The 338-nt window shown below is 64.8% G+C and carries 1 protein-coding gene; it reads right to left on the bottom strand.

The annotated features are described in order from the left end of the window. Nucleotides 1-338 (bottom strand): efflux RND transporter periplasmic adaptor subunit (locus tag SB822_RS55700; RefSeq protein WP_410858926.1); only part of this gene is annotated, 338 nt, incomplete at both ends.

Raw genomic sequence — 338 nt, 5'->3', positions numbered from 1 at the left:
GAGCGGATCGTGCAGTAGCTCAGGTTCAGTTCGGCCGTACGCACCTCGCCCTGCGCGGCGATCACGGCGGCTTCGGCCTGTTTCTCGTTGCCGGTGGCGTCGTCGAGGTCCTTCTTGCTCAACGCGTTCTGTGCAGCCAGCGGAATCACACGGGCGAGGTTCTGTTTCGTCACGAGTAACCGTGCCTGCTGCTGCGCGAGCGCGCCCTTGGCGGACTGCAGCGCGGCCTCGAAGGGCTTCCTGTCCATCACGAACAGCACCTGGCCTTCCTTGACGAGCGTGCCTTCCGTGTACATGCGCCGCTCGAGAAAGCCGTCGACGCGCGCACGGATTTCCAC

The organism is Paraburkholderia sp. SIMBA_054, assembly GCF_046534875.1.
Lineage (GTDB): Bacteria > Pseudomonadota > Gammaproteobacteria > Burkholderiales > Burkholderiaceae > Paraburkholderia > Paraburkholderia hospita.
This window is presented reverse-complemented; position numbering and strand designations above follow the sequence as displayed.